Origin of the sequence: Streptomyces griseoruber, assembly GCF_001514205.1 — a bacterium.
Lineage (GTDB): Bacteria > Actinomycetota > Actinomycetes > Streptomycetales > Streptomycetaceae > Streptomyces > Streptomyces griseoruber.
The window spans coordinates 490704-515437 of record NZ_KQ948763.1 but is presented as its reverse complement, the minus strand read 5'-3'; the positions used below and the strand labels follow the sequence as shown (position 1 = coordinate 515437).

At 73.0% G+C, this 24734-nt stretch carries 23 protein-coding genes; 14 read left to right on the top strand and 9 right to left on the bottom strand.

Annotation, left to right across the window (positions count from 1 at the left end):
- Positions 1 to 2: 2 nt before the first annotated feature.
- From AQJ64_RS02185 to AQJ64_RS02135, 11 genes are read left to right on the top strand one after another with little or no spacing between them, the layout of a single operon-like run.
- On the top strand, positions 3 to 1211 hold the full coding sequence (locus AQJ64_RS02185) for a glycosyltransferase (RefSeq protein WP_055634202.1): 1209 nt from the start codon (positions 3 to 5) through the stop codon (positions 1209 to 1211).
- Positions 1208 to 2443, top strand: coding sequence for a class I SAM-dependent methyltransferase (locus AQJ64_RS02180; RefSeq protein ID WP_055634201.1), 1236 nt, complete (start codon positions 1208 to 1210; stop codon positions 2441 to 2443). Before AQJ64_RS02185 ends, AQJ64_RS02180 begins: the two co-directional genes overlap by 4 nt.
- Positions 2440 to 3234, top strand: coding sequence for a glycosyltransferase family protein (locus AQJ64_RS02175; protein WP_055634200.1), 795 nt, complete (start codon positions 2440 to 2442; stop codon positions 3232 to 3234). The genes AQJ64_RS02180 and AQJ64_RS02175 overlap by 4 nt, the downstream gene beginning before the upstream one ends.
- Complete coding sequence (locus tag AQJ64_RS02170; RefSeq protein ID WP_055634205.1) at positions 3231 to 3878, top strand: PIG-L deacetylase family protein; 648 nt, start codon at positions 3231 to 3233, stop codon at positions 3876 to 3878. The genes AQJ64_RS02175 and AQJ64_RS02170 overlap by 4 nt, the downstream gene beginning before the upstream one ends.
- A gap of 3 nt (positions 3879 to 3881) precedes the next feature.
- Positions 3882 to 4907, top strand: a complete 1026-nt coding sequence (locus AQJ64_RS02165; protein WP_055634199.1) for an NAD-dependent epimerase/dehydratase family protein — start codon at positions 3882 to 3884, stop codon at positions 4905 to 4907.
- The gene (locus tag AQJ64_RS02160; RefSeq protein WP_055634198.1) at positions 4895 to 6178 is read left to right on the top strand and encodes a DUF4910 domain-containing protein; all 1284 of its coding nucleotides are present in this window, start codon (positions 4895 to 4897) and stop codon (positions 6176 to 6178) included. Before AQJ64_RS02165 ends, AQJ64_RS02160 begins: the two co-directional genes overlap by 13 nt.
- 5 nt (positions 6179 to 6183) lie before the next feature.
- Positions 6184 to 7479 carry an MATE family efflux transporter gene (locus AQJ64_RS02155; protein ID WP_055634197.1) on the top strand — a complete coding sequence of 432 codons (1296 nt, stop codon included), beginning with the start codon at positions 6184 to 6186 and terminating at the stop codon, positions 7477 to 7479.
- The gene (locus AQJ64_RS02150; RefSeq protein WP_055634196.1) at positions 7476 to 8432 is read left to right on the top strand and encodes a glycosyltransferase family 2 protein; all 957 of its coding nucleotides are present in this window, start codon (positions 7476 to 7478) and stop codon (positions 8430 to 8432) included. The genes AQJ64_RS02155 and AQJ64_RS02150 overlap by 4 nt, the downstream gene beginning before the upstream one ends.
- Complete coding sequence (locus AQJ64_RS02145) at positions 8429 to 9667, top strand: polysaccharide pyruvyl transferase family protein (RefSeq protein ID WP_055634195.1); 1239 nt, start codon at positions 8429 to 8431, stop codon at positions 9665 to 9667. Before AQJ64_RS02150 ends, AQJ64_RS02145 begins: the two co-directional genes overlap by 4 nt.
- On the top strand, positions 9664 to 10203 hold the full coding sequence (locus AQJ64_RS02140; RefSeq protein WP_055634194.1) for a dTDP-4-dehydrorhamnose 3,5-epimerase family protein: 540 nt from the start codon (positions 9664 to 9666) through the stop codon (positions 10201 to 10203). The genes AQJ64_RS02145 and AQJ64_RS02140 overlap by 4 nt, the downstream gene beginning before the upstream one ends.
- Before the next feature lie 20 nt (positions 10204 to 10223).
- Entirely contained in the window at positions 10224 to 11558 is a 1335-nt protein-coding gene (locus AQJ64_RS02135) for a glutamate-1-semialdehyde 2,1-aminomutase (RefSeq protein ID WP_206189701.1), read from the top strand.
- A 2-nt stretch (positions 11559 to 11560) separates the two neighbouring features.
- On the opposite strand, the gene AQJ64_RS02130 is transcribed toward AQJ64_RS02135, so the two are convergent.
- Positions 11561 to 12235, bottom strand: coding sequence for a phosphatase PAP2 family protein (locus AQJ64_RS02130; protein ID WP_055634193.1), 675 nt, complete (start codon positions 12233 to 12235; stop codon positions 11561 to 11563).
- A gap of 625 nt (positions 12236 to 12860) precedes the next feature.
- Entirely contained in the window at positions 12861 to 13628 is a 768-nt protein-coding gene (locus AQJ64_RS02125) for a DUF1775 domain-containing protein (protein WP_420876530.1), read from the bottom strand.
- Positions 13629 to 14783: 1155 nt separating this feature from the next.
- Here AQJ64_RS02125 and AQJ64_RS02115 point away from each other — a divergent pair.
- Positions 14784 to 15356 (top strand): MarR family winged helix-turn-helix transcriptional regulator, encoded by a 573-nt coding sequence (locus tag AQJ64_RS02115; protein WP_055637962.1) that lies wholly within the window; start codon positions 14784 to 14786, stop codon positions 15354 to 15356.
- A gap of 71 nt (positions 15357 to 15427) precedes the next feature.
- Here AQJ64_RS02115 and AQJ64_RS02110 read toward each other — a convergent pair whose 3' ends face one another.
- The 6 genes from AQJ64_RS02110 to AQJ64_RS02085 all read right to left on the bottom strand — a co-directional run bounded on the left by AQJ64_RS02110 (position 15428) and on the right by AQJ64_RS02085 (position 21038).
- Entirely contained in the window at positions 15428 to 16273 is an 846-nt protein-coding gene (locus tag AQJ64_RS02110) for a fumarylacetoacetate hydrolase family protein (protein WP_055637961.1), read from the bottom strand.
- 11 nt (positions 16274 to 16284) lie between these two features.
- Entirely contained in the window at positions 16285 to 17211 is a 927-nt protein-coding gene (locus AQJ64_RS02105) for a 3,4-dihydroxyphenylacetate 2,3-dioxygenase (RefSeq protein WP_055637960.1), read from the bottom strand.
- Entirely contained in the window at positions 17204 to 18664 is a 1461-nt protein-coding gene (locus AQJ64_RS02100; protein WP_055637959.1) for an aldehyde dehydrogenase, read from the bottom strand. Before AQJ64_RS02100 ends, AQJ64_RS02105 begins: the two co-directional genes overlap by 8 nt.
- A gap of 122 nt (positions 18665 to 18786) precedes the next feature.
- Entirely contained in the window at positions 18787 to 19599 is an 813-nt protein-coding gene (locus tag AQJ64_RS02095) for an acetoacetate decarboxylase family protein (protein ID WP_055637958.1), read from the bottom strand.
- Positions 19600 to 19623: 24 nt separating this feature from the next.
- Positions 19624 to 20844, bottom strand: a complete 1221-nt coding sequence (locus tag AQJ64_RS02090; protein ID WP_055637957.1) for an NAD(P)/FAD-dependent oxidoreductase — start codon at positions 20842 to 20844, stop codon at positions 19624 to 19626.
- A 5-nt stretch (positions 20845 to 20849) separates the two neighbouring features.
- Positions 20850 to 21038 carry a ferredoxin gene (locus AQJ64_RS02085; RefSeq protein ID WP_055637956.1) on the bottom strand — a complete coding sequence of 63 codons (189 nt, stop codon included), beginning with the start codon at positions 21036 to 21038 and terminating at the stop codon, positions 20850 to 20852.
- A 209-nt stretch (positions 21039 to 21247) separates the two neighbouring features.
- On the opposite strand from AQJ64_RS02085, the gene AQJ64_RS02080 reads away from it, so the two are divergent.
- A complete protein-coding gene (locus AQJ64_RS02080) occupies positions 21248 to 22603 on the top strand; it encodes a glutamine synthetase family protein (RefSeq protein ID WP_055637955.1) in 1356 nt (451 codons plus the stop codon).
- 16 nt (positions 22604 to 22619) lie between these two features.
- Complete coding sequence (locus AQJ64_RS02075; protein WP_055637954.1) at positions 22620 to 23903, top strand: cytochrome P450; 1284 nt, start codon at positions 22620 to 22622, stop codon at positions 23901 to 23903.
- 17 nt (positions 23904 to 23920) lie between these two features.
- Here the strand turns inward: AQJ64_RS02075 and AQJ64_RS02070 are convergent, their stop codons facing one another.
- Positions 23921 to 24721, bottom strand: coding sequence for a VOC family protein (locus AQJ64_RS02070; RefSeq protein ID WP_055637953.1), 801 nt, complete (start codon positions 24719 to 24721; stop codon positions 23921 to 23923).
- Between the last annotated feature and the right edge of the window lie 13 nt (positions 24722 to 24734).

Here is a 24734-nt window from a genome sequence, read left to right as displayed (position 1 = left end):
CCATGCACGTCCTCGTGGTGCACAACCGCTACGCCTCGGCGCAGCCGAGCGGGGAGAACAAGGTCGTCGACCAGGAGGTGGCCCTCCTGCGCGGGGCCGGTCACCGGGTCGAGGTGTTCGAGCGGCGCAGCGACGACATCGCCGCCCGGTCCCTGCTGGGCAAGGTCGCGGTACCGCTGCTGGTGCCGTGGAACCCGGCGGTCCGCACGGAGCTGGCCGCCCGGCTGCGCACCGAGCGGCCGGACGTGGTGCACGTCCACAACGTCTTCCCGCTCCTGTCCCCCGCGGTGCTGGCCGCCTGCGCCGACGCCGGCGTGCCCGCCGTCGCCACGCTGCACAACTACACCCAGGTCTGCCCGCCCGGCACGCTGCAACGGGACGGCCGGCCGTGCACCGAGTGCGTCGGGTCCGCTCCGCTGCCCGCCGTGCGGCACGGCTGCTACCGGGGCTCCCGGCTGGCGACGGTGCCGCTCGCGGTCAGCCTGTCGGTCAACCGGCGGCGGTGGTGGTCCGGCGTGGAGCGGTTCCTGTGCATCTCCGCGGCGCAGCGCGAGGTCCTGGTGGGGGCCGGCCTGCCGGCCGGGCGACTGGCGGTGAAGCACAACTTCGTGCCCGAACCGGGCGTCCGCAGGGACGGCGCCGGCGAGCATCTGCTCTATCTCGGCCGGCTCGCGGAGGCCAAGGGCATACGGCTGCTCATGGCCGCCTGGGACGAGATCGCCGCCGGGGGCGGGGTGGGCGTGCCGCTCGTGATCGCCGGCTCGGGGCCGCTGGAGCCGGAGGTGACCGCCTGGGCGGCGGGCCGGGACGACGTGCGGTACGTCGGTCTGTACGACCAGGCCGCGTGCCGGCAGGCCGTCGCGCGGTCGGTCGCCGTGGTGGCTCCCTCGACCTGGCTGGAGGCGTTCGGCCTGGTGGTCGTGGAGGCGATGGCGGCGGGGGTCCCGGCCGTCGCCGCGGGTCACGGCGCCTTCGTCGAGCTCGTCGAGGACGGGGTGACCGGGCTGCTGCACCGGCCGGGCGAGGCCGCGTCGCTCGCGTCCTGCCTGCGCCGGATCGCGGGCGGGCCGGCCCGCAACCAGGAGATGGGCCGGGCGGCCCGGCGCCGTTACGAGCAGGGCTTCAGCCCGGCCGTCGGCCTGGAGCGCCTGGTGGAGGAGTACCGCACCGCGATCGCGGGTCGGACGGAACTGATGGGGGGCAGTACATGACACGATGCCGACTCTGCGGCTCGGCGGCGCTGGCGAGCGTCGTCGATCTGGGGGCGACACCACCGTGCGAGAGCTTTCTCGCCGCGGACCAACTGGACCTGCCGGAGCCCGCGTACCCGCTGCACCTGCGGGTCTGCACCGACTGCTGGCTGGCACAGATCCCGCCGCTGATCACACCGGAGGAGACGTTCAAGGAGTACGCGTACTTCTCCTCCTTCTCGACCTCCTGGGTGGAGCACGCGCGCACGTTCGTCGACGGCGCCGTACAGCGGCTGGACCTCGGCGCCGACGCGTTCGTGGTCGAGGTCGCGAGCAACGACGGATACCTGCTGAGGCATGTGGTGGACCGGGGGATCCGCTGCCTCGGCATCGAGCCCTCGGTGAACGTCGGGGCCGCGGCGCGGGACGCGGGTGTGCCCACGCTCACGGAGTTCCTGTCCCCGGACACCGGCTCGGCCGTCCGCGCCGAGCACGGCCCGGCGGATCTGGTCGTGGCCAACAACGTGTACGCGCACATCCCCGACGTGGTCGGGTTCACCCAGGGGCTGCGCGCCCTGGTCGCCGACGACGGCTGGGTCTCCATCGAGGTGCAGCACCTGCTGACCCTGATCGAGGAGAACCAGTACGACACGATCTACCACGAGCACTTCCAGTACTACACGGTCGCGTCCGCGATCCGGGCGCTGGCCAGCGGCGGACTGGCCCTCGTGGACGTCGAGCTGCTGCCCACGCACGGCGGTTCCATCCGGCTGTGGGCCCGCCCGGCCGAGGTGGCCGGCGAGCCGACCCGGCGGGTGGCCGACGTCCTGGACCGGGAGAAGGCCGCCGGGCTCCAGGAGCTGTCCGGGTACACCGAGTTCTCCGCCCGGGTGGCCAAGGTGCGCCGGGACCTGCTGCGGTTCCTCGTCGAGGCGGCCGAGCGGGGCGAGACGGTCGTCGGCTACGGCGCGCCGGGCAAGGGCAACACCCTGCTCAACCACTGCGGCATCCGGCCCGACCTGCTCCCGTACACGGTCGACCGCAACCCCTACAAGCACGGCAGGTTCACCCCGGGCACCCGTATCCCGATCCTGCCGCCCGAGCGGATAGCCGCCGACGAACCGGACTACGTCCTCGTCCTCCCCTGGAACCTGCGGGCCGAGCTGGTCGAGCAGCTGTCCTTCGTACACGAATGGGGCGGCCGGCTGGTCTTCCCCATCCCGGAACTGAGCATTGTCGAGGTCAAGCGATGAAGGTCGTACTGTTCTGCGGCGGCTACGGGATGCGGATGCGCAACGGAGCCTCCGACGACGTGCCCAAGCCGATGGCGATGGTCGGCCCGCGGCCGCTGATCTGGCACGTCATGCGCTACTACGCGCACTACGGGCACACGGAGTTCATCCTGTGCCTCGGGTACGGGGCCGACCACATCAAGAACTTCTTCCTCAACTACGAGGAGACGACGTCCAACGACTTCGTGCTGCGCGGCGGGCGGACCGAGCTGCTGTCCACCGACATCGCCTCCTGGACGATCACGTTCGTGCAGACCGGTATCGAGTCGCCGATCGGGGAGCGGCTGCGCCGGGTACGGCACCACCTGGACGGCGACGAGATGTTCCTCGCCAACTACGCCGACGTGCTCACCGACGCCCCGCTGCCGGAGATGATCGACCGGTTCGCCCGGCGCGACGCCGGTGCGTCGATGATGGTGGTGCCGCCGCAGTCCTCCTTCCACTGCGTGGACCTGGGCGAGGACGGCCTGGTGGGGGGCATCACGGCGGTGAGCGAACTGCCCCTGTGGGAGAACGGGGGCTACTTCGTGCTCCGCCAGGAGATCTTCGACCACATCCCGGAGAACGGGGACCTGGTGGCCGACGGCTGCGCCCAACTGGCCAAGCGCGGCCGGCTGGTGGCGCACCAGCACCGCGGCTTCTGGAAGCCGACGGACACCGTGAAGGAGCGGGCCGCGCTCGACGACGCCTATGCGCGGGGCGACCGGCCGTGGGCCGTGTGGGAGCGGGACGGCGCGGGGGCGAGCGCGTGATCCGGCTCGGCACCGGGCGCCTGGACCGGATCGTCGCGGTGGGCGCGCACTGCGACGACATCGCCATCGGCGCCGGCGGCACACTGCTGACGCTGTGCCTCGCGCGGCCGGGCGTCCGCGTCGACGTGCTGGTGCTCTCGGGCGGTGGCAGCGAGCGGGAGCAGGAGGAGCAGGCCGCGCTCGCCGCCTTCTGCCCGGGTGCCGACCTGCGGCTGACCGTGCACAAGCTGCCCGACGGCCGGCTGCCCGCGCACTGGGAAGAGGCCAAGGACGCGGTCGAGGAGCTGCGCGCGGGGACGGAGCCCGATCTCGTGCTGGCCCCGCGCACCGATGACGCGCACCAGGACCACCGCGGTCTGGCACAGCTGATGACCACCGCGTTCCGCGACCACCTGGTGCTCGGCTACGAGATCGTCAAGTGGGACGGCGATCTCGGCCGTCCGGCGGCGTACCAGCCGCTGTCGCCGGAGGTCGCCGAACAGAAGGTGCGGCTGCTTCAGGAGCACTACCCCTCGCAGCGGCACCGGCCCTGGTACGACCGCGAGGCCTTCCTCGGGCTGGCCCGGATCCGCGGCATCGAATGCCACGCGCGCTACGCCGAGGCGTTCGCCGTCACCAAACTCACTCTCGACCTGGGGGAATGAACCTTGCGCGTACTGCTGACCGGGCACCAGGGCTATCTGGGCACCGTGATGGCCCCGGTCCTCGCGGCCGCCGGGCACGAGGTCGTCGGACTGGACGCCGGCCTGTTCGCCGACTGTGTGCTCGGCCCGACGCCCGCCGACCCGCCGGGGCCGCGGGTCGACCTGCGTGACGTCACGGCCGAGCACGTGGCCGGGGTGGACGCCGTGATCCACCTGGCCGCGCTGTCCAACGACCCGCTGGGATCGCTGGCGCCGGAACTCACCTACGACATCAACCACCACGCGTCCGTACGCCTGGCCCGGCTGGCCCGCGAGGCCGGGGTGCGGCGCTTCCTGTACGCGTCGACGTGCTCGGTCTACGGCGCCGCCGGCGGTGACGACCTGGTGGCCGAGGACGCCCCGCTGCGCCCGGTGACGCCGTACGCGGAGTCCAAGGTGCGGGTGGAGGACGACCTGCACGAACTCGCCGACGGCGACTTCACCCCGGTGTACATGCGCAACGCCACCGCCTTCGGCTTCTCGCCCCGGCTGCGCGCCGACATCGTGCTGAACAACCTGGTGGGACACGCCCTGCTGTCCGGCGAGGTCCTCGTCCTCTCCGACGGCACTCCCTGGCGCCCGCTGGTGCACGCCGCCGACATCGCCCGGGCCTTCACGGCCGCGCTGACCGCGCCGCGGGAGGCGGTGCACGACCGGGCGTTCAACATCGGCAGCGAGATCAACAACGTCACGGTCGCCGAGATCGCCGGGCAGGTCGCGGAGGCGGTGTCCGGCGCGAAGGTGGTGATCACCGGGGAGAACGGCGCCGATCCGCGGTCGTACCGGGTGGACTTCTCCCGGTTCCGCACGGCGATCCCCGGCTTCGACTGCGAGTGGACGGTGAAGCAGGGCGCCCTCGAACTCGCTGACGCCTACCGCGCGCACGGGCTGACCCGGGAGGACTTCGAGCAGCGCTTCACCCGGCTGGCCGTGCTGCGCGCGGCGTCCGAGGCCGGCGCGGTCGACGACACCCTGCGGTGGCGCCGATGACCACGGCCGGCGAGGAGATGTACGCGCTGGTGGAGCGGTTGTACCCGCTGTGCCGGAGCATCACCGGCGACGGGGTGCGCGCCACCCTGGAGATCGTCGGCGAGTACGTCCCGTTGCAGGTGCACGAGGTGCCGACCGGGACCCCGGTGCTCGACTGGACGGTGCCGCAGGAGTGGAACATCCGGGACGCGTACATCGCCGACTCCACCGGCCGGCGGGTCGTCGACTTCGCCGAGTCCAGTCTGCACGTGCTCGGCTACAGCGTGCCGGTGTCGGCGACGATGCCGCTGGCCGAGCTGCGCGGACATCTGCACACCCTGCCGGACCACCCGTCCTGGGTGCCGTACCGCACCAGCTACTACCAGCCCGAGTGGGGGTTCTGCCTGGCCCAGGAGACCCTGGACGCGCTGCCGGACGGCGAGTACGAGGTGCGCATCGACTCCACGCTCGCCGACGGCCACCTCACCTACGCCGAGCACGTGGTGCCCGGACAGGTCGCCGACGAGGTGATCGTCTCCTGCCATGTCTGCCACCCGTCGCTGGCCAACGACAACCTGGCCGGCATCGCGGTGGCGGTGTTCCTGGCGCGGGCGCTGGCGGAGCGGACGCCGTACTACACCTACCGGTTCATCTTCGCGCCCGGCACCATCGGGGCGATCACCTGGCTGGCCCGCAACGCGGAGCGGGTGGAACGGGTCAGGCACGGGCTGGTGCTGGCCTGTGCCGGCGACCCGGGCCGGCTGACGTACAAGCGGTCGAGGCGCGGCGACGCGGAGATCGACCGGGTGCTGCGGCATGTGCTGGCCGCCTCCGAACGCCCGCACCACATCGCCGAGTTCACCCCGTACGGCTATGACGAGCGGCAGTACTGCTCGCCCGGGTTCGATCTCGGCGTGGGCTCGCTCAGCCGGACCCCGTACGCCGGCTACCCCGAGTACCACACCTCGGCGGACAACCTGGACTTCGTCTCCCCGGAGGCGATGGCGGACACGCTCGCCGTCTGCCGCGAGGCGTTCGCCGTCCTGGACCGCAACCGGCGGTACGTCAACCTCAGCCCCTACGGCGAGCCCCAGCTGGGCCGGCGCGGGCTGTACGACTCGCTCGGCGGACGCAGCGACGCGAAGGAAGCCCAGATGGCCATGCTCTGGGTGCTCAGCCTCTCCGACGGCGAGCACAGTCTGCTGGACGTCGCCGAGCGGTCCGGGCTGCCGTTCGGCGCCGTCGCCGCCGCGGCCGACGCCCTGCGCGGCGCCGAACTGATCAAGGTGTGACGCCGATGACCACCGAGGAGGAGAAGACGGCACCGGCGGCACCGGCCGGATCCGCCAAGCGGGCCCTCGTCGGCCGGCTGTCCTGGGGACTGGCCGACCAGGCGGCCTCCAGCATCTCCAACTTCGCGGTGGGCATCTACGTGGCCCGCTCGCTGGGGGTGACCGCGTTCGGTGTGTTCAGCCTGGCCTGGGTGACCTACGGCGTGGTGCTGAACGTCTCCCGCGGGCTGGCCACCGACCCGCTCGTGGTGCGCTTCAGCGGCGCGCCGGAGACGTCCTGGCGCGGGGCGGTGGCCCGGTCGTCGGGTACCGCGCTCGGTGTCGGCACCGCCATCGGCGTGCCGTGTCTGCTGGCCGGCCTCGCCCTCGGCGGCCGGGTGGGGCCCGCGTTCGCCTGCCTCGGGGTCATGCTGCCGGGGCTGCTGCTCCAGGACGCCTGGCGGTTCTCGTTCTTCGCCGCCGGCGCCGGCCGGAAGGCGTTCGTCAACGACCTCGTGTGGGGCGTGGCGCTCGTCCCGGCCATGGTCGTGGCGGCCCACGTGGGCAGCGTGGCCGCTTTCGTGCTCGCCTGGGGCGCGTCCGCCGCGGTGGCCGCCGGGTACGGCTGCCTCCAGTCCGGCATCCGGCCCCGGATGACCGGGGCCCGCGGATGGCTTCGCGAGCAGCGCGATCTCGGCTACCGGTACCTCGTCGAGAACGTCAGCCTCAGCGGCGCGAGCCAGCTGCGGGCGTACGGGCTCGGCGCGCTCGCCGGGGTCGGCGCGGTGGGCGCGGTGCGGGGCGCCGAGCTGCTGATGGGCCCGTTCCTCGCCGTGCTGATGGGGCTGTCCCTGGTCACCGTCCCGGAGGCGGCACGGGTACTGCGGCAGGCACCGCACCGCCTCGGCACGTTCTGTCTCCTGCTGGGCGGCGGGCAGGCCGCCGGCGCGCTGCTCTGGGGCGGGGCACTGCTGCTGCTGCCGGACCGGCTCGGTGAACTCGTACTCGGCGGGGTCTGGCACTCCGCGGCGCAGCTGATCGTGCCGATCACCCTCGGCGTCGCGGGCGCGGGCCTGGGCACCGGCGCGGCGGCCGGGCTGCGCGCGCTCGGCGCGGCCCGGCGCAGCCTGCGCTGCCAGCTCTTCGCCTCCGTCTGCTATGTCGGCGGCGGGCTCGGCGGCGCGGTCCTGGCCGGCACGGTCGGCTCGGCCTGGGGCGTCGCCGCCGCGACCGTCAGCGGCTCGGCCGTGTGGTGGCTGCAGCTGCGGTCCGCCCTGCGCGAGCGGCACCACAACTCCGTTCCCGAAGTGAGGACCTCATGACCGACCGACCCAGGCTGAGCATCGGCCTGCCCGTGTACAACGGCGAGGAGTACCTGGCCGAGTCGTTCGACGCCCTGCTCGGCCAGACGTACGAGGACTTCGAGCTGGTCGTCTCCGACAACGCCTCGACCGACGGGACCGAGGACATCTGCCGCCGGTACGCCGCGAAGGACTCGCGCATCCGGTACCTGCGGCTGCCCCGGAACATCGGCGCCACGCCGAACCACAACCGGGTGTTCGCCGAGTCCCGCGGCGAGCTGTTCAAGTGGGCCTCGCACGACGACCTGTACGGCAGGGACCTGCTGCGGCGCTGTGTGGAGGCGCTGGACGAGCGGCCGGACGTGATCCTCGCGCACACCGGACAGGCCGTCATCGACGGCGACGGCCGGGTGAAGGTCCCCTACGAGTACGGTCTCGCCACCGACTCGCCGCACGCCCCGGAGCGCTTCCGCAGTCTGCTGTTCGAGCCGGGTGGCGACGACTTCTACGGGGTGATGCGGGCCGACATGCTGCGCCGGGTGAAGCCCATGGACAGCTACCACCACGCGGACCGCACGTTCGTCGCCGAGATCACCCTGCACGGGCCCTTCCACCAGGTGCCGGAGCTGCTGTACTTCCGCCGCGACCACCCCACCCGCGCCGAGCGGGCGAACCCCTCCAAGCGCTCCCGGTGCGTCAACCTGGACCCGCGCCGGGCCGGCCCGCTGCACCCGACACCCCGGCTGCTCGCCGAGTACGTCTGGGGCTTCACCTCGGCGATCCGGCGGGCGCCGCTGTCCCCGGCCGACCGGCGGGCGTGCTACCGCCACCTGGCCGCGTGGATGACCAGCCGGGTGCGGCCGGGCGCCGGCGAGCGGGTCGAGGACCGCGCCCCGGTCGACCCGGGCCGGCTCACCGTCTCCGTCGACGCCCTGGTCGCCGGCCGTGAGGGTCGTACCGGGGGGCAGGCATGACGTCCGCGCACGGGAACCCGGTGCGTGTCGGGGTGTTCGGTCTGCTCGGCTCCGGCAACCTCGGCAACGACGGGTCGCTGGAGGCCGTGCTCGGGTACCTCCGCGCCGCGCACCCGGAGGCGGTCGTGGACGCGCTGTGCGGCGGACCCGAGGCCGTCACGGCCCGGTACGGGATCCCCGCGACGCGGATGCACTGGTACCGCGGGGAGTACCGGACCGCGTCGCGGGCGGGCGCGGTCGCGGGGAAGGCCCTGGGCAAGCTCGTCGACGTCTTCCGCACCGCCGCCTGGGTGCGCCGCCACGACGTGGTGATCGTCCCGGGCATGGGCGTGCTGGAGGCCACGCTGCCGCTGCGGCCGTGGGGCTTCCCGTACGCGCTGTTCCTGCTCTGCGCGAGCGGCCGGATGTCCGGCGCCCGGGTCGCGCTGGTCGGCGTCGGCGCCGCCCCGATCGGCAACCGGGCGACCCGGACCCTGGTGCGCTGGTCGGCACGGCTGGCCGCCTACCGGTCGTACCGGGACGCCCCGTCCCGCGACGCGATGCGGGCGATGGGCGTGGACACCGCGCGCGACGAGGTCCACCCGGACCTCGCGTTCGCCCTGCCCGCCCCGCCGGCGGGCGCGCCCTCGGACACTCCGGGCCAGGTCTGTGTCGGCGTCATGGCCTTCCACGGCAGTGACGACGACCGCGCCCGGGCCGAGGAGATCCACCGCCGCTACCTCGACGGGACGACCCGGTTCGTCCGCGCGCTGGTCGAGGACGGCAGGCCGGTCCGGCTGCTCACCGGCGACGACGTCGACGCGCCGGTGGTCGCGGCGATCCTCGACGCGGTGGACTCGCCGCTGGTCACCGTCGCCGAGACGGCCTCGCTGGCCGACCTGATGAAGGAGACGGCGGCCGCCGACACCGTGGTGGCGACGCGCTACCACAACCTGATCTGCGCGCTGAAGGCCGGGACGCCGACGCTCGCGCTCAGCTATGCGGCGAAGAGCGACGCGCTCATGGCGCAGATGGGGCTGGGCGCGTACTGCCACCCGGCGCGCGAGGTCGACGCCGACCGGCTGCTCGGCCAGTTCCGGGAGCTGGAGCGGAACTCGGCGGAGCTGCGGCGGACCCTCACCGAGCGGAACCAGGAGGCCGCCCGGCACCTGGAGCGCCAGTTCACCGCCTTGACGGCGGCCCTGTTCCCGGCGACCGGCCACACCCACGCCCACGCCCTGCGGGAGGCACCATGAAGGCGAGAGAAGTTCCGGAGATCGCCGGCGCGTACCTGTTCGAGCCGACGCCGTACGCCGACGAACGCGGCTTCTTCTGCCGCACCTTCGACGCCGACGTGGTCCGCTCGGTGGGCCTCGACCCGGACGCCTTCATCCAGGACAGTGTGTCCCGCTCGGTCCGGGGCGTGCTGCGCGGCCTGCACCTGCGCTCCGGCGCGGGCGAGGCCAAGCTGGTGCGGTGCTCGTACGGGAGGATCTTCGACGTCGTCGTGGACCTGCGGCCGGACTCGCCGACCTACCGCAACCGGGCCTTCTTCGAGCTGTCCGGCGACACGCAGGTGACCCTGTACATCCCGGCGGGGTGCGCGCACGGCTTCCAGGCGCTGACCGGGACCGCCGACACCTCGTACCGGATCGACCGCCCGCACGATCCGGCCGAGGACGTGACGATCGCCCACGACGACCCGGAGCTCGCCATCCCCTGGCCGCTGCCGGTCACCTCGATGTCCCAACGGGACCGGGAGGCGCCGAGCCTCGCCGAGGTCCTGAAGTAAGAAAGAAAGTTGAGGTCGGTGTGGACACCGAAGACACCAGAGTGCTCGCCCTGCCCCGGTCGCGGACGGCGAACGAGCGGCTGCACGCCCTGATCCCCGGGGGCGCGCACACCTACGCCAAGGGCGACGACCAGTACCCCGACAACCTGGCCCCGGTCATCAGCCACGGCCGCGGTGCCCACGTGTGGGACGTCGACGGCAACCGCTACATCGAGTACGGCTCCGGACTGCGGTCGGTCAGCCTCGGCCACGCGCACCCCCGGGTGATCGAGGCGGTGCGGCGGGAACTCGACCGCGGCAGCAACTTCGTCCGGCCGTCCATCGTGGAGGTCGAGGCCGCGGAACGCTTCCTGGCCACGGTGCCGACCGCGGAGATGGTGAAGTTCGCGAAGAACGGCTCCGACGCCACCACCGCCGCGGTGCGCCTCGCCCGGGCCGCCACCGGGCGCCCGCGGGTGGCCCTCTGCGCCGACCATCCGTTCTTCTCCGTCGACGACTGGTTCATCGGCACGACACCGATGTCCGCCGGCATCCCGGCGGCCACCAACGAGCTCACCGTGGCGTTCCCGTACGGGGACCTGGCCGCCACGGAGGAACTGCTCAGCCGGTACGAGGGCGAGGTCGCCTGTCTGATCCTCGAACCCGCCACCCACGCCGAGCCGCCGCCCGGGTACCTCGCCGGCCTGCGCGAACTGGCCGACCGGCACGGCTGCGTCCTGATCTTCGACGAGATGATCACCGGCTTCCGCTGGTCCGAGGCGGGCGCGCAGGGCCTGTACGGCGTCGTCCCCGACCTCTCCACGTTCGGCAAGGCGCTGGGCAACGGGTTCGCCGTCTCCGCGCTGGCCGGTCGCCGCGATCTGATGGAGCTGGGCGGGCTGCGTCACTCCGGCGACCGGGTGTTCCTGCTGTCCACCACGCACGGCGCGGAGACGCACTCCCTGGCGGCCGCGATGGCCGTGCAGACCACCTACGTCGAGGAGGGCGTCACCGCGCGGCTGCACGCCCTCGGCGAGCGGCTGGCCGCCGGGGTCCGCGACGTCGCGGCCGGCCTGGGCGTCGGCGACCACCTCGTCGTCCGGGGCCGGGCCAGCAACCTGGTCTTCGCCACGCTCGACGAGCACGGGCAGCCGTCGCAGCGGTACCGCACCCTGTTCCTGCGCCGGCTCCTCGCGGGCGGGGTGCTGGCCCCGTCGTTCGTGGTGAGCAGCGCGCTCAGCGAGGCCGACATCGATCACACCGTCGACGTGGTGGCCCAGGCGTGTGCGGTGTACCGGAAGGCCCTGGACGCCACCGATCCCACGCCCTGGCTGGCCGGACGGCCGGTGAAGCCGGTGTTCCGCCGTCTGGCGTGACCTCATGTCGGCGACACTCCCGTAGGCCGGTCGGCCAGCCGGTCGGCCGTCCGGTCGACCAGCCAGGCGGTCGCCGGTGTCACCGCCAGCGCGGTGCACCAGCCGCCGAGGACGTCGGTCGGGTAGTGCGCGCCCAGGGCGACCTGCGCCCAGCCCATGGCGGCGCCGGCGACCAGCGCGGCGGCGAGGACGAGTGACGTGGCGGCGGTCCTGCCGAGGCCGAGCCGGCCGGTCGCGAGCAGGGCCACCACGACGGCGAGCGCGGTGGCGAAGGCGGTGTGCCCGCTCGGATAGGACAGGTTGCCTGCGCCGTGGATCGTGCGTCCCACCAGGGACTTGAGCAGCGTCGCCGTGCCCACGGCGACGCTGACGCCGGCCACGGCGAGCACCGCCGCGCGAGGACGCCGTAGCAGCAGACAGCCGGTGACGGTGGCCACGACCACCGTCACCGCGCCCACCGGCTCCCCCAGGAAGTCCATGGCCAGAGCGACGTGCCGCCACGGCGGCCCCGCTCCGTCCACCAGCGCCGCGACCCGTGCGTCGACCGTGCCGGGCCGGCTGTCGTCGGCGTACCGGATCCCGAGCACGACGACCACCAGCGCGGCGAGGGCCGCCATCAGCCCGAGCCACCCGCGCACCGGCGGCGGCAGCACCCTGGGCGCCGGCCGGCCGGTCACCCGCGGCCCGCGGTGCTCTGCCGTGATCGGTGGACGGTGTTCCGGATCCGTAACAGCACTTCTCCCGTGGCCGGTTCGGAATCGGGCTCAGGTCGCCGGCTGCCGCCGGCTCCCTTCGCACCCTAACCAACCACGAGGCCGAGGCACACCGCGATCGGGTTGTCCGCGAGTCAACACTCCTTGAAGTCCGCTCCCGAAGCCCGCCAACCCGGCTCAGGGCGCCGTCCCCCTCGGGCTGCGCCCCGACCCGGTCGCCGGACCCACGGCCGTCGCCGGACCCGGCCGCCCCGTGCGGCGGTCGGTGACGGCCCTTTCGGCGGCGCGCCGGTCGAGGCGGCGAGCCCGGGGCGCGGATCCGGCCCGCGCCCCCGCGGGTCGCCCTGATCGGCTGCGAGAGCGGCGGCGATCTCCGGTGCACCGAGTCGTTCGGCCTGGCCACGGCGATGCTCCACAACGGTGCCGAACCGGTCACCGCCACCCGCCGGCCGCTCCCGACCAGTTCCGCCTTCCACCGGCCGGCCTGCCCGAGCGGGTACGCCCGCTGGCGGAGGCGGTCGTCGCCTCGATGCCGCCCACGAGGACGACGACCCCGTACGACGGCTCCGGTAGCGGCTGGATCCGGGGGTCAGTCCTCGGTCGTCGCCGAGCGGCGCCTGACCAGCCACCAGGCGCCTCCGCCCACGACGGCGAGCGCCGCGATCGCCCCACCGGCGAGCAGCCCGGTCGAGCCGCCCCCGTCCTTCCCCTTCGCCTTCTCCTCGTTGTCGGCGACCGGGGTCGTCTCCTCCGAGGGGTCGGCGGCAGGGGTGGACGCGGTGGCCGAAGGGGTGGCGGCGGCCGACTCGCTCGCCGCGGGGCCGGGGCTGACGGGTGTGGCGCCCGGAGCGGCGGCCTTGAGCTTCAGGACGGGCGCGGGCTGTTCGGGCTCGGCTCCGCCGCCCGGCAGCTCGATCCAGCGGGAGACCTCGCCGTCGCTGTACGTCTCGACGGTCTTGAAGGCGATCTCCTTCGCGTCCGGCAACTGCCTGACCCTGACCTTGTACTCGGCGTCGGTGCCGACGGCGAGCTTCGGGCCGCCGAGGGTGTAGCCGTCGCTCGTGGCCCTGAACTTCCAGCCCTTGGGGGCTTCGACGAGCGTGACGTCACCCGGTGCGATGCCCTCGGGAAGGACGACGCGCATCTCGGTGAAGCCCGCCTCGGCGGACTCCGCCTCGGAGACGAAGCTGAGAGTGACGTTCTCGGCCAGGGCCTGCGCGGTGTCGGCCTCGACCTCCGCGTGGGCGAAGGCGGGCCCGGCCAGGGCGAGGGCGGCGGTCAGTGTGAGGACGCCGACGACTCCGGCCCGCCGCGCGGTGCGGACGGGAGCGTACGGGGACCCGGGAAACAGGGACACAGGGGGACTCCTTGCTGGTGCTGGGACCCGGCGGGCCGAAGCCGGCCGGCCGGGGTGAGGGAAGGACCGGGACGTGCACCGGTCCCGGAGGTCCCCTGCGCACCAGCGCGTGTTCCAGATCGCGTGTCCCCGCCGCGGCGGGCGGGGTGAAGTGGCCGGTCCGGCCCGTGGACGACGGTCCGCGGAGCGTTCCGCGGACGAGCGGCGGCAGCACCCGCGCCAGGACGGCGCTCACGGCCGACCGCACGGTCCGGGCCGCCGCCAGAGCCACCGTCACGGCGGCGTCGGCACGGTGCAGCAGCCAGGCCGTGGCGAGCGCCGCCAGCAGGTGGGCCACCGTCATGGCCGTGCCCGCGTGGTGCGGGACGTGCCCGTCCGTCATCACGGCATGACCGGCATGTCCCGCCGCGCCCGGCCCCGCCTCGTGCCCGCCTCCCGCCCGGGCCAGGGCGAGGTGCAGCCCGGTCTGCGCCACGAGGGTGCAGCCGACGGCCACCGGCAGGGAGAGGGCGCGCCGTACGAAGGGCCGGGCCAGCGCGCACTGGGCCACCGTGAAGAGGGTCACCAGCCGCCACGGCACCGCCTGTTCGGTGACGGCGTGATGGCCGAGGGCCGCGAGCACACTGCCGACGAGCGCGAACAGCCCGGCTCGCACCCACGCGGAGGCACGGTCCGGCTTCTTCGCGGTCACCCCGACGTATACGGGGGCAATGCCGGGGCTGTTCAGGAAAACCCGAGTTCACGGCAGGTGCCGCTGCTCTGCCGGAGCCGCGTCCTGGGTCCGACCGCCGAAATGGAGGTACGTCCGCCGTCCCGTCCCGGGGGAGGCGGGGCGCACCGCCGGCCTCGGCTGTCGATCGCGGCCGTGGCCGGGACCGGATGGTGCGGGAGGGGCTGACGGGGACGCGGGGCGGGGGCCGGGGCCGGGCGCAGCGATGCCGTCCGTCAGCGCGTCCGGCTGCTGGAGGCCGCGCGGCGGCTGGTCGGCGAGCGCGGTGCGGCGGCCTCGGACCTGGGCGCGGCCCTCCTGCGCGAGGCGGGGGTCGAAGGGCCCTGAGACCGGTGAGACCGGTGAAACCGGTGGTCGGCCCCAGGATGTTCACCCTCGTATAATTTGACTCCGAACGATCGACGGAGTGCGAAGGGAGCGTGACCGTGCCAGGGCACCGGTCCATCACCGAAGCGGAGAAGCTGGCCGCCGCCAAGCTCGGCGGGATACCGATCCACCGCGAGCAGATGGCGGTGGTCGCCAACATCTACCGCGCCGCGTCGGCCGTCCGCCAGCACCTGGAGAACTCCGTGCTGCGCGGCGCCGATCTGACCTGGACGGCGTTCGTCGTGCTCTGGGTGGTGTGGGTCTGGGGCGAGTCCGAGACCCGGCATGTCGCGGAGGAGGCCGGCATCTCCAAGGGCACGCTCACCGGGGTCTCCCGGACGCTGGAGGGGCGCGGGCTGCTCCAGCGGGCCGGTCACCCCTCGGACGGCCGGCTGGTGCTGCTGAGCCTCACCGAGGAGGGCGAGACGCTGATGCGGCGCCTGTTCCCGGAGTTCAACCAGGAGGAGGCGTTCGTCGCCTCCCGGCTCAGCGACGAGGAGTGCCGCAGCGTCGCCGAGGGGCTGCGCCAGGTCGTACGGCAGGTCGAGGAGCACGGCGAGGAGCGCCGGCTGACCCTCCTCGACGGCGCCGAACCGGCCCCGCGCCGCAGCGGCCGCCGGGCGAAGGGCTGAGCGACGCGGGGGGCGCCGCGCCGGCGGCCCCCTGGGTCGTCACCGGTGCGGCGCCTGCGCGCGGGCGCGAGTCAGCGGCGGGGCGGGCGGATGCCCCGGAACTCCCAGTCGCCGCCGAGGGCCGTGGAGAGGACCTCCTCGGACTCGGTGGGCTGGGCCCCGACGTCGGTGCGGATCGCGGTGGGCCCGGTGACGACGTGGTTGGTGAGCCGGCCCAGGCCCTCGACCTCGACCTCGACGACGTCGCCCGGCTGTACCGGGCGGGAGTTGGCCGGGGTGCCGGACAGCAGCACGTCACCGGGGTACAGGGTGATGGTGCGGGCGATGTCGGCGACCAGGTAGTGCATGTCCCAGGTCATCTCGTCGGTCGAGCCGTCCTGCACGACCTCGCCGTTGACGTAGGTCCGCAGCCGCTTGCCGTGGAAGTCCCAGTCGGTGACCAGCCCCGGGCCGAGCGGGCACAGCGTGTCCGAGCCCTTGACCCGGAGCATGGAACCGGCGTCGGTGTCGCGGAAGTCGTGCAGCCCGTAGTCGTTGGCGATGGTGTAGCCGGCGATGTACTCGCCCGCCTCGGCCGGGGAGATGTTCCGTGCCGTCCTCCCGATGACGATGGCGACCTCGCCCTCGTAGTTGAGCCACTTGCAGCCCTCGGGGCGGACGATCGCGCCCCTGTGGGAGTTGAGGGCGGAGGTCGGTTTGTGGAAGTAGGTGGGGGTGTCGGGCAGTCCGATCCGGAACTCGTCGACGCGGCTGCGGTGGTTGAGGTGGACGGCGATCACCTTGGACGGCACCACCGGGGGCAGGTGCCGCGCCTCCTCGGTCTTGACGCGGCGGCCGTCCCCGGCGACGAGTTCGTCCCCGTCGACGGTGACCTCGACGGCGGCGCCGTCGAGGAGGATACGGCGGTATTCGGGCATGACAGGACTCCTCAGACGCGGCTGTGCGGGGTACGGGGCGTGGGCAGGCCGGTGCCGGTCCAGCCGTCGGTGGGGCGGTCGAACCACAGGTGGACCTGGCCGGTGCCGACGGAGTTCTCGTAGGCGCCGTACTGGCGGGCCCTGGCGGTGCAGGCCTGCTCGCCGAGCGCGCCGGCCATCATCAGGTAGTGGAAGAACTTCGCCTCGGGCTTGACCTTCCAGAACGCGTCCATGGTGTCGAGGACCTTGTCGTGGCGGCCCTCCTTGAACCAGGCGATCCGCTCGCGGTCCGCCTCCCGGGCCTCGGGCGTACGGATGTGCACCGGGTCGCTGGCCTCGTGGTCGCGCAGCTCGCGCAGCGGCCAGAAGGTGTGCGAGAGGGCACCCGAGGCGATCAGCAGGACCCGCCGCCCCGCAGTGGCCGCGATGCCGTCCGCCAGCGCCCGCCCCAGCCGCAGATGGTCCTCCATGTCACCGGTCTGGCAGACCCCGATCGTCACCCACCGCTTGTCCGGCAGGCCCTCCCCCAGGTACTTCCACAGGTTGATGGTGGCGTAGTAGATCGGCAGGTAGTCGTCGTCGATCGCGGTGATCCAGGTGCCGTGCCGGTCGGCGAACTTCTCGATGTTGCGGGCGAGTTCGGGGTCGCCGGGGAAGTCGTACGGCATCCGGCACATCCCCCGCGGCAGCTCCTCGGAGGTGAACAGCCCGGCCCGCCGCTGCTGGGCCGTGACGACGAACTCGACGGTCGTCGCCCAGTGCGAGTCCAGGACGACGACGGTGTCGTAGTCGTCGCGCTCGAAGACCTCCCGGCGGAGTTCCTGGAGCCCGGTGACGAGGGTGATCTCCTTGCCCTCGTTGAGCTCCAGCCGGTCCGCCTCCGGCAGCACGATGGTGGGCACATGGGCGAGCAGCCCGGCCCCGACGATCTCACCCATGGTTCGTCCATCCGGTCGGCGCGGTCACGGTGTTCCTGAGGTCGCAGTAGAAGTCGAAGCTCCAGGTCCCGCCCTCGCGGCCGACACCGGAGTGCCGGGAGCCGCCGAAGGGCGCCTGGAGATCGCGGACGAAGAAGCAGTTCACCCAGACCGTCCCGGCGACCAGCCGCGCACTCACCCGCTCGGCACGCTCGGGGTCGCCGGTGACGAGGGTCGCGGCGAGCCCGAACCGGGTGTCGTCGGCGAGGCGGACGGCCTCGTCCTCGGTGGCGAAGGTCTGGAGGGTCAGCACCGGGCCGAAGACCTCCTCCTGCACGATCTCCGCGTCCTGGGCGACATCGGTGAGGAGGGTCGGCGCGTAGTACCGGCCGTCCCTGCGGTGTCCGCCGATGACGGCACGTGCCCCGGCGGCGAGCGCCCGCTGCACGAACCCGTCGATCTTCTCCAGCTGGCGGGGATGGATGGTGGGCCCGATGTCCGTGCCCTCGTCGCGGGGATCACCTTGCACGAGCGCGGTCGCCTTCTCCACGAACCGGCGGGTGAACTCCTGCGCCACCGACTCCTCGACGAGGAACCGCGTCGCGGCCAGACAGACCTGCCCGGCGTTGTCGTACTGCTCGACCGCCAGGTCCACGGCACGGTCCAGATCGGCGTCGGCGAACACCAACAGCGGTGACTTGCCGCCGAGTTCGAGACTCAGCGGCGTCAGGTTGGCGGCCGCCGACGCGGCGATCCGCCGGGCGGTCGGTACGGAGCCGGTGAAACTGATCCGGCGCACGTCCGGGTGCGCGGTGAGCGCGTCGCCGATCTCGGAGCCGTACCCCTGGACGACGTTCAGCACCCCGGCGGGCAGTCCGGCCTCGGCGGCGATGTCCGCGAGCAGGGAGGCGGTGAGCGGGGACCACTCGGCGGGCTTGAGGACGACCGTGTTGCCGGCCGCGAGCGCCGGGGCGACCTTCCAGGTCGCCAGCATCAGCGGCGCGTTCCACGGCGTGATCAGCACACACGGTCCGGCGGGGTCCCAGGACACGTGATTGGTGTGCCCACGGGTCTCGAAGTCCTCGTGCCCGAGCGTCAGCAGCCAGTCGGCGAAGAACCGGAAGTTGTGCGCCACCCGCGGCATGACACCCCGGCGGTGGGAGCGCAGCAGCGCGCCGTTGTCGGTGGTCTCGACGATCGCGAGCTCTTCGAGCCGCTTCTCCACCCCGTCGGCGACGGCGTGCAGGATCCGCGCCCGTTCGGCCCGCGAGGTGGCGGCCCAGCCGGGAAAGGCGGCCTTGGCGGCGGCGACGGCGGCGGCGGCCTCCGTGGGTGTACCCCGGGAGATCTCGCCGATCGGCTTCCCGTCGATGGGCGAGTGGTCGGTGAACATCTCGGCGGAGGCGACACGCTCACCGCCGATCCAGTGGCGGGTGTCGACGGAGACACCGGCAACGACGATCTTGTCAGGCATGAGGAAGGGCTCCTTTGAAACGCGGGCAGGGGGACGTGCTCAGGGGCGCGGGGCGGTGCCGATACGCGGCTCCGCCGGGTGGGCGCGACCAGCCGCGACGCACCCGCACCGGACCACCGGCATCACTCGGCAGCCACCCCCGACATCCCGGCCTCCAACAACCGCCCCCCGTCCCACACCACACCGACCTGGCGGTAGTACGCGGCGATCGGCTCCCGGATCTCCAGCCGGGCCAACTCCTCGGTGGGCGCCTCGAACAGCTCCAGCTCCGCGTCCCCCACCCACGCCTGTCCGCCCTCGAAGGAGGCCGCACCGGACTCGATCAGCTCGTCCAGCGCCAGCCCCTTCCCCTTCTCGATGGAGGGCAGCCACCGGTGATGGGCCATCGGATGCCCGTTGACGAACCCGTTCGTCGCGGACGGCTCCCGCAGCGTCACCACCGTCTGGGCCAGCCGCCGGTCCGCGGCGGCGAGCGTCGCCCCGAACCGCGCCCCCGCCTCGATCCGCGGCGCGGGCCCGTAGGGATGGGGGCGCGTCTGGTGGATGGAGCCGAGCTTCTTCGGATAGCCCTGGTGCAGCCCGCGGGCGATCGCGAAGTCCTTGTCGACCCAGATGTGGACGCACCGCGAGTACGTCCGCCCCCGGTAGGTGCAGCGGACGACCGCGAAGGCCTCCTTGTACTGGGCCAGCACGGGGTCCAGCAGCTCGCCGCCGGACGCCGAGCAGGACTGCCAGTCGGCCCAGATCAGCGCGACCGCGCCGGGGTCCTCCTCGGCCGGCTCCAGCGGCTCGGGCAGCAGTTCACGCACCCGTGCGGGGTCCGTGCGGTACTCGACGGTGAGCAGGTCGCCGGAGTAGCGCCACGGCGGGGACGGGATCAGCGACGAGGCTCCCGTCGCGGTCTTGGGGGTGAAGAAGCCACGGACAGCGGACATGACGGGGTTCCTTACGCGGTGAGGTTACGCGGTGAGGGCGGGCTGCTGGAGCAACTGGGCGCGGTACCGGGCGGCGTCCAGCGCGGCGGTCCGGCCGCCGAGCGCGACGACGCCGACGAGCCGGTCCGTGTGGTGGTAGCCGACGAGGACGTCGCCTTCCGGATCGCCGTCCGGGTCGCCGTCCAGGACCCGGACGTCACCGAGGCCCAGGACGGGCGCGCCGAAGGACTGGAGCCGGAAGTCGTGCTGGTCGCTCCAGAAGGTGGGCAGCGGCGCGAACGGAGCCGGCTCCCGCTCCTCGCCGAGGAGATGGGCGACGAGCGCCTTCGCCGCGTGCCGGGCGGTGTCCGCCGGGATCGACCAGTGCTCGACCCGGCGGGGTACGCCGTCGTAGCGGGCGTTGGGGAAGCGGGCGACGTCGCCGACCGCGACGACGTCCGGCCGGCCGCCGACCCGGAGCTGTGCGCAGGTGAGGACGCCGTCGGTGAGATCGAGGCCGTTGTCCTGAAGCCATTCGACGTTGGCGACCGAGCCGACCGATTCCACCACCACGTCGGCGGGCAGCACGGTGCCGTCGCCGAGGACGACGCCGGTCACCCGGTCGGTGCCCTCGAACCCGGTGACTCCCGTGCCGAGCGCGAAGCGCACCCCGCGTCGCTCGTGCCGCCGGAGCAGGGCGCGGCCCAGCAGGTCGCCGAGGGGGCCGGCCATGGGCAGCGGCAGCGGATCGACGACGGTCACCTCGCCCACGCCGAGTCCCGCGGCGGTGGCGGCGACCTCGCAGCCGATGAACCCGGCGCCCACCACGACCACCCGGACGCCCGGGCGGGTCAGTTCCTCGCGCAGTCCCCGGGCGTCGGCGAGGGTGCGGACCGTGTGGCGGCCGGCGAGCGGGCCGGGGCAGCGCAGCCGGCGGGGGCGCATACCGGTGGCGACGACGAGACCGTCGTACGACAGCGTGGAGCCGTCGTCGAGGGTGACGGTCCGTTCGTCGAGGCGGGCGCCGACGGCCTTCGTGCCGAGCCGCCACTCGACGTCCGCGGCGGCCGCCTTCGGGGTGAAGGCGAGCGACGCGAAGGGGGCCCGGCCGGCCAGGACCTCCTTGGAGAGCGGCGGCCGGTTGTAGGGCATGTGCGGTTCGTCGCCGACGACCGTGACGGCCCCGGTCCAGCCCGCCGCCCGCAGCTGCTCGGCGGCGCGCAGACCGCCCATCGAGCCGCCGGCGACGACGATGCGTCCGGTCATGGGGGTCAGCCCTCGATCCGGATGGCCTGCAACGGGCACACGTCGGCGGCCTCCTCGACCTCGTCGCGCAGCGCGTCGTCGGGGTCGGGGACGTAGGCCAGGCGCCCGGCGTCGTCGAACGAGAAGACGTCCGGGGCCGCGAAGACGCACTGGCCGTGGTCCTGGCACTTGTTCATGTCGACGACGACCTTCATGGCCGCCCTCCTCCCGCTCGTTAACTCGTTTGGCTTCAAACAACATAGGAAGCCGTCCGACCCTGGTCAATACCTGTCCAGGTGGATAAATTTTTCGGCGCACCCCCTTGCGGGGCGACGACCCCCCTCCATACCGTTCGGGATCAAACGATTAGCCGGGCACGAGGGAGCACCAGGGAGTCCCCGCCCATCCGCTCAAGGAGACTTCGGTGAGCGCATCAGACATCCCAGACATCCGCCGGCACATGGACCGGCTCGCCGCCGAGGGCGTCGACGTGGTCCGGGTGATCTACCCCGACCTCATCGGCACGGACCGCGCCCGGGACGTCCTGCTGGACCATCTGCCCGCGGCCTGCACGCACGGCCTGGCCTTCTGCCGCGCCGTCTACCACACCTCGCCCCAGGGGGACGTGGTCCCGGTCGCGGGCGGCCTGGACGCCGGCCTGCCGGACGTGTGCGTGCGCCCCGACCTGTCCACGCTGACCGTGCTCCCCTGGGAGCCGGGCGTCGCGTCCTGTCTCGGCGAGGTCACCGACCCGGCGACCTCGGCCCCCGCCCCCGAGTCGCCGCGGGATCTGCTGCGGGCCGTCCTGGCCCGGTGCGCCGAAGCGGGCCTGCGCCCGGTCGTCGGCCCCGAACTGGAGTACTTCCTGCTGGAGCCCGCCCCCGGCACCCCCACCGGCTGGCGCCGCTCGCCGGAGACGACCGGCGCCGTCTACACCGCCGGTCTGCGCGCCGACCCGGACAACCATCTGCTGCGCACCCTGCGGCTGCTGCGCGACCTGAGGATCGGGGTCACCAACGGCAACCACGAGTTCGACGGCGGCCAGTACGAGATCAACCTGACCCACTCCGGCGCCCTGGACGCCGCCGACCGCGCCTTCCGCTTCAAGGCCGCCGTGAAGGAGCTGGCCCGCAGGGAGGGCAGGCTCGCCACGTTCATGGCCAAGCCGTTCGGCGAGGCGGGCGGCTCGGGCTTCCACCTGCATCTGTCCTGCGAGGACCTCGACGGGCAGAACGCCTTCCACGACCCGTCCGGCGCCTACGGTCTGTCGGCCACCGCCCGGCACGCCGTCGCCGGTGTCCTGGCCCACGCCCCCGCGCTCGCGGCGCTGGCCAACCCGACCGTGAACTCGTACAAACGCTTCGGCCCGGACACCCTCGCGCCCTGGCTGATCGACTGGGGGCTGGACAACCGCAGCGCCATGCTCCGGATCCCGCCGGAGCGCGGCTCCGGGGCCCGGCTGGAGCTGCGGCTCGGCGACGCGAGCGCCAACCCCTATCTGCTGATCGCGGGCACGGCCGCGGCCGCCCTGCTCGGCGTCCGGGCGGGCCAGGAGCCCCCGGCGCCGCTGGAGGGCTACGGCTACGACACCGCCCGCTCGGACCTGCTGCCGCCCACCCTGTCCGCCGCGCTCGACGCGCTGGAGGCGGACACCGCCCTGACCGAGCTGCTCGGCAAGGACTTCACCACCGCGTTCCTCACCTACAAGCGGGACGAGGTCGCACGCTTCCAACGGCATGTCACCGACTGGGAGTTCACCGAGTACGCCTACCACCTGTGACACCGAGGACCCACCGATGACCGAGATCCTGACCCCCGCCGCGCACGAGCCGCTGCCGCTGGCGGACGTGAACCTCGCCGACCTCGACCGCTTCACCGACGGCGTCACCCCGTGGCGCATGTTCCACACCCTGCGCCACGAGGACCCGGTGCACTGGCAGCCCGAGGAGGCCCCGAACTCCGGTTTCTGGGCGGTGACCCGGCACGCCGACATCGCCCGCGTCGACCGTGACGCGGAGACGTTCACCTCCACCCGGTTCGTCAACCTCGAGGAGGTCGACGACGACCAGATCAAGAAGCGCGCCTCCATCCTGGAGCTGGACGGTGTACGGCACCGGGCACTGCGCAGTGTGATCCAGCGCCAGTTCGGCGCGAGCGTGATCAACAGCTACGGCGACTTCCTGCGCGGCCTGACCGCGAAGACCCTGGACGCGGCGCTCGCCAAGGGCACCTTCGACTTCGTCGCCGACGTCTCCGCCGACTTCCCGATCAATGTGCTGGCCCGGCTGCTCGACGTACCGCCGCAGGACAACCAGAAACTCATCGACTGGGGCAACCGGATCATCGGCAACACCGACCCCGACTACGCGGACGTGCTGCTGCACAGCGCGGAGAGCGAGCGGTACCGCGATCTGCCGTTCCGCTCGCCCGCCTCGGTCGAGGTCTTCGAATACGGCCGTGAGCTGGCCCGGCAGCGGCGCGGCAAGGACGGCTCCGACCTGGTGTCGAAGCTGGTCAACACCATCCCGCGGGACGGGGTTCCGCTGTCGCCGCAGGACTTCGACAACTACTTCCTGTTGCTGGTCGTCGCCGGCAACGAGACCACCCGGCACACCATCTCGCACTCCATGCTGGCCCTGCTGCACCACCCCGAGCAGTTGGCCCGCCTCAAGGACGACCCGTCCCTGATCCCGACGGCGGTGGAGGAGTTCCTGCGCTGGGCCTCCCCCGTCTACCACTTCCGCCGCACCGCGACCCGGGACGTCGAGCTCGGCGGCAAGCGGATCAGGGAGGGCGACAAGGTCGTCATGTGGTACGCCTCCGGCAACCGTGACGAGGAGGTCTTCGGCAACCCGTACGACTTCGACGTCGCCCGGCGGCACAACGACCACGTCACCTTCGGCAAGGGCAGCCCGCATCTGTGCCTGGGCAACCTGCTCGCCCGCACCGAGATCCGGATCATGTTCGAGGAGCTGATCCCGCGGATCGCCGGCATCCGGCTGGCCGGGGACGTGCCGCGGGTGCGCTCCAACTTCGTCAACGGCATCAAGAAGCTGCCGGTGGAGGTGACCCTCGCCTGACACCCCGGCCGGGGCGCTCAGTTCCCGGTGGGCCTGAGCACCACGAAGTCGGCGTTCGCCGGGTCGACGCAGACCGCGAGGCGGCCCACGCCCTCCGCCTCCACCGGTCCCGTCTGCACACTGCCGCCGTGGCCCGTGACCTCGGCGACGGCGGCGTCGCAGTCGGCGACCGCGAAGACCGGGTGCCAGTACGGGTGTCCGTCCGCGAGGGAGAGATCCTGCTCGCGGACCTCCATCAGGCCGCCCTGCATCCGCTCCTCGGGGAGCCCCTCGGGGGTGATGAGGGTGTACGTGCCACCGCCGCCCGGCATCTCCATGTCGCCGAACCGCCAGCCGAGGACCTCGCCGTAGAACTCCTTGGCGGCCCGGGCGTCGGTCGTGTACAGCTCGGTCCAGGAGAGCGAGCCCGGCTCCTCGACCAGTTCGAACCCCGCCTCGCTGCCCGGCTGCCAGACGGCGAACTGGCCGCCCTGGGGGTCGCTGTACTGCGCCATCCGACCCCATTCACCGAGGTCACGGGGCTCCACCCGGACCGTGCCGCCCGCGCGCCGGACGGCCTCGGTCGTGGCGTCCGCGTCGGCGACGTCGAAGTAGATCATCCAGGCGGAGCGCGCGCCCTCCTCCGTCAGTCTGCCCAGCCCGGCGACGGTCCTGCCGTCCTTCTTGAACATCCCGCCCTGGCTGTCCTCCCCCTCGCCGCCCATGGGCTCGTACTCCCAGCCGAGCACGGCGCCGTAGAAGTCCGCGGCGGTCCGCACCTCGGGGGCGCCGAGGTCGATCCAGCAGGGCACACCGGGAGTGAGGTCGGTGGTGATCACGGGGATTCCCTTC

What these genes read in the sequence shown, in the direction of transcription:
- AQJ64_RS02185 (WP_055634202.1), top strand. Translation starts at nt 3, where the DNA reads ATGCACGTCCTCGTGGTGCACAACCGCTACGCCTCGGCGCAGCCGAGC.
- AQJ64_RS02180 (WP_055634201.1), top strand. Translation starts at nt 1,208, where the DNA reads ATGACACGATGCCGACTCTGCGGCTCGGCGGCGCTGGCGAGCGTCGTC.
- AQJ64_RS02175 (WP_055634200.1), top strand. Translation starts at nt 2,440, where the DNA reads ATGAAGGTCGTACTGTTCTGCGGCGGCTACGGGATGCGGATGCGCAAC.
- AQJ64_RS02155 (WP_055634197.1), top strand. Translation starts at nt 6,184, where the DNA reads ATGACCACCGAGGAGGAGAAGACGGCACCGGCGGCACCGGCCGGATCC.
- AQJ64_RS02150 (WP_055634196.1), top strand. Translation starts at nt 7,476, where the DNA reads ATGACCGACCGACCCAGGCTGAGCATCGGCCTGCCCGTGTACAACGGC.
- AQJ64_RS02145 (WP_055634195.1), top strand. Translation starts at nt 8,429, where the DNA reads ATGACGTCCGCGCACGGGAACCCGGTGCGTGTCGGGGTGTTCGGTCTG.
- AQJ64_RS02140 (WP_055634194.1), top strand. Translation starts at nt 9,664, where the DNA reads ATGAAGGCGAGAGAAGTTCCGGAGATCGCCGGCGCGTACCTGTTCGAG.
- AQJ64_RS02110 (WP_055637961.1), bottom strand. Translation starts at nt 16,273, where the DNA reads ATGCCCGAATACCGCCGTATCCTCCTCGACGGCGCCGCCGTCGAGGTC.
- AQJ64_RS02105 (WP_055637960.1), bottom strand. Translation starts at nt 17,211, where the DNA reads ATGGGTGAGATCGTCGGGGCCGGGCTGCTCGCCCATGTGCCCACCATC.
- AQJ64_RS02100 (WP_055637959.1), bottom strand. Translation starts at nt 18,664, where the DNA reads ATGCCTGACAAGATCGTCGTTGCCGGTGTCTCCGTCGACACCCGCCAC.
- AQJ64_RS02095 (WP_055637958.1), bottom strand. Translation starts at nt 19,599, where the DNA reads ATGTCCGCTGTCCGTGGCTTCTTCACCCCCAAGACCGCGACGGGAGCC.
- AQJ64_RS02090 (WP_055637957.1), bottom strand. Translation starts at nt 20,844, where the DNA reads ATGACCGGACGCATCGTCGTCGCCGGCGGCTCGATGGGCGGTCTGCGC.
- AQJ64_RS02085 (WP_055637956.1), bottom strand. Translation starts at nt 21,038, where the DNA reads ATGAAGGTCGTCGTCGACATGAACAAGTGCCAGGACCACGGCCAGTGC.
- AQJ64_RS02075 (WP_055637954.1), top strand. Translation starts at nt 22,620, where the DNA reads ATGACCGAGATCCTGACCCCCGCCGCGCACGAGCCGCTGCCGCTGGCG.